The sequence below is a fragment of the Streptomyces sp. MB09-02B genome (genome assembly GCF_033794485.1).
In the GTDB taxonomy this organism is placed as follows: Bacteria; Actinomycetota; Actinomycetes; order Streptomycetales; family Streptomycetaceae; genus Streptomyces.
Genome location: NZ_JARGEE010000647.1, coordinates 1 through 3,435, shown reverse-complemented (window position 1 = coordinate 3,435; position 3,435 = coordinate 1). Strand labels below are relative to the sequence as shown.

The 3,435-nt window shown below is 75.0% G+C and carries 2 protein-coding genes; both read right to left on the bottom strand.

Annotation, left to right across the window (positions count from 1 at the left end):
• Positions 1-1,107 (bottom strand): AfsR/SARP family transcriptional regulator (locus tag P1P70_RS42255; protein WP_319247461.1); only part of this gene is annotated, 1,107 nt, incomplete at its 3' end.
• On the bottom strand, positions 1,104-3,435 hold a 2,332-nt coding region (locus P1P70_RS42250), incomplete at its 5' end, for an ATP-binding protein (RefSeq protein ID WP_319247459.1). The genes P1P70_RS42250 and P1P70_RS42255, both read right to left, overlap by 4 nt.

The window sequence follows — 3,435 nt, the reverse complement described above, 5'->3', positions numbered from 1 at the left end:
GGTCGGCTGAGGGGATGAGGCTGGCTGAGGGGATGAGGCTGGCTCAGGGGATGGGGCCGTCGGCGGTGACGCGGCTGGCTGAGACGGCGCGATCGGCCCAGAAGATGGGGCCGACGGCGGGGATGCGGGCAGCTGAGGCGGGCCGGTCGGGCGAGGCGAGGCGCACGGATGAGGTGGTGCGGCCGACCGAGGCGAGGCGGGTGGCTGCGGCGGGCCCGTCGGCCGAGGCGAGGCCGGCGGCGCAGGCAGGGCGGCCGACCGAGACGGGGCGGTGGGGCGAGGCGGGGCAGCTGGCCGAGGCGGGGTCCACTCCTGGCGGAGCACCCTGGTGTGGGCCGTGGTCAGGTCCGTGCCCGGTGTCACGCCCAACTCCTCGGCCAGCAGCCGTCGTACGCGCTCGTACGCGGCCAGCGCCTCCGCCTGGAGGCCGGACGCGGCCAGGGCCATGATGAGGGCGGCGTGCAACGACTCGTCCAGCGGGTCGAGTTCGAGGGCCTGGCGCAGTCGGGTCAGCACCTGCTCGCTCCTCCCGCACAGAAGCGCCGCTGCGGCGGCCATCCTGGTCGTGCGGAGCAACTCGCGTTCCACTTCGCCGAACACGGCATGCTCCCGGACGGCGACGGGAATCCCCCTTGCCACCGGCCCGCGCCACTCGCCCAGCGCGTCCACGAAGTGCCGTGCCGCAGCCTCGGACCGCCCGGTGGCGGCGGCCCGCTTGCCCCGCTTGGTGAGCGCGCGGAAACGCAGCAGGTCGACCTCGTCCTCGTCGGCCTCCAGCAGATAGCCCCCGGCACGGCGCGGCAGCCGCCGTCCGGGCGCCCGGGGCGGCAGCCCGGGTTCGAGCAGCCGCCGCAGCGAACCGGCGTACCGGCGCACCACGTTCCTCGCACTCGCCGGCGCCCGCTGCGGCCACAGTACGTCGACGACGTCACCCAACGGCACCACATGGCCCACCCTCACGACCAACAGCCCCAACAGAGCCCGCTGTTGGGGGAACCCGAGGTCGAGTTCCACCCCGCCCCGGCGCACCCGAAGCGGCCCCAGCACATCGAACCTCAGCGACTCCCCCTGCGAGCCGAGGGGCCGGTGGCGCACGGCGTCGGTCACCCGGACCGCCCGCTCGTGGTGAGCAGGGCCCGCACCTGGTCGGCGTCCGGGTGACCGAGGGTGATGAGCAGGGTGAGGGCCTGTTGCCGTACCTCGAAGGCGCTGTCGTGGTCGCTCGTCGCGGCATGGGTGTCGCCGATGTCGACGAGTGTGCGGGCCTCCAGGTAGGGGACGCCCAACTCCCGGTAGAGGGCGAGCGCGTGGCCGTAGCCGAGAAGGGCGTTCGGATGGCGGCCGAGGTGGTGGTGGGCGTACGCGATGGTGTGCCAGGTCGCGGCCTCGCCGTAACGGTCGCCGAGTTCCTGGAGCAGGGCCAGGGCCCGGTGGCAGTGGCTCAGCGCCTCCTGGTGCTCGCCCAGCAGCGCGTGGTACCAGCCGACGGAGTTGAGGACACTCGCGTACGCGGCCCGGCGGCCGCTGTCCCGGAAGAGCTCCATGGCCAGCCGGTTGTGGCGGAGCGCGCCGGGCAGGTCCCCCTCCTGGTCGTGGGTCCAGCCGAGGCTGCGATGGGTGTCGGCCCGCCCGACGGTGTCGCCCGCCTCGGTGAAGAGCGACAGCGCGCGGTCCAGGCGGAGACGGGCCGACCCGTGCAGACCGAGCCGGCTCTCGGCCCGGGCCATTGCGCGCAGGCCCCTGGCCTCCCACACGGGATCGGCCGTCCGGAGCGCCGCGTCGAGCGCGATCCGCTGGACGGTCGTCCAGTCGTGCCAGTGCCCTCGCCGGTCGAAGAACGGCTCCAGCGACCAGGCGAGCAGACACGCCACCCGGTGGTGGCCGGACCGGGCCGCAGCCCCGACGACGGCCAGCAGCACCGGATACTCGGCCGCCAGCCAGGCCAGCGCCCGCGGGTGGTCGGCGAGCGGTTCGACGTGGACACCGGACGGGAGCGGCCCCGGCGGCACCGGATCCGCGTGCGGGGCGAGGAGCGGCTCGGCGGCGTGCGAGGTGTGCAGGTAGTACGCGTACAGCCGCGCGGTGGCCGCCTCCCGCCCGTCCTCCGGCTCTCGCTCGTCCTCCGGCTCCCGCCTGTCCTCTGGCTCCCGCTTGTCCTCCGGCTCCCGCCTGTCCTCCGGCTCTCGCTTGTCCTCCGGCTCCCGCCCGTCCTCCGGGAGTTCGGCCGGGTCCTGTTGCTCCAGGACTCCGGCCGGGTACTGCTCCTCCAGGACTCCGGCCGGGTCCTGCTCCTCCAGGAGTTCGGTCGCGTGGGCGCGCAGCAGGTCGTGCAGGGCGTACCGGCCGGGCGCGGGCTCGCCCACGAGGTGGACGTCGGCCAGTTCGGTGAGGAGCGACCGTGCGCGGCGCACGGACAGACGGGCGAGCGAGGCCGTCGCCGCCACGGAGAAGTCCGGGCCGGGATGCAGCGAGAGCAGCGGGAACAGGAGCGCCGCCTCGGCCGACACGGCCCCCAGCGACCACGAGAACACCGCCCCGACGTTCGCGGCCATGTCCGTCCGGCTGAACGCGTCCAGACTGCCGTGCGCCGCGCGCAGCTCCGCCGCCATCGCCGACAGCGGGAAGTCCGGGTGCGTGGCGGCCCGCGCCGCGACGCAGGCCAGCGCCAGGGGCAGCCCTCCACACAGGGCCGCGATCTCCGCCACCGCCCGTGCCTCTCCCGCGAGCCGTCCGGCCCCCAGTCTCCGTTCGAGGAACGACCGTGCCTGCGCGGCGTCCAGCGGACGCAGCGCCAGTGTGTGCGCGCCGTGCGCGGAGACCAGGCCCGAGAGCTGGTCGCGGCTCGTCACGATGGTCAGACAGCCGGGCGTGCCGGGCAGCAACGGCCGCACCTGCTCGGTGTCCCGTGCGTTGTCCAGCAGCACCAGGAACCGCCGGCCCGCCAGGAGGCTGCGGTACAGGGCGGCCTGGGCGTCGACGCCGTGCGGCACGCGATCCGGCGGTACGCCCAGCGCGTCGAGGAAGACCCGCACGGCCTCTCCGGCCTCCATGGCCCCGCCCGAGGGCGCGAACCCCCTGAGGTTGACGTAGAGCTGCCCGTCCGGGAAACGGTCCGCGACCTGGTGGGCCCAGTGCACGGCGAGTGTGGTCTTCCCGATGCCGGCCATCCCGCGGATGGCGCTGATCACTACGGTGCCGACGTGGTGCGCGGGGCCCCCGTCGCCGGGACTGCCTTCGCCGCCCACGCCCCCGACGCCGGGACTGCCGCCGCCGCTGCCGCTGCTGCTGCCGCCGCTGCCGCTGTCACCGTGGACGCCGCTGCCGCCGAGCCCGGTGAGCAGTGCCAGCACCTCGTCCAGCTCGGCGCGACGACCGGTGAACGTCGGCAAGTCATGGGGGAGTTGCGCGGGGACGGTGGTCGGGGCCGTGTGCGGG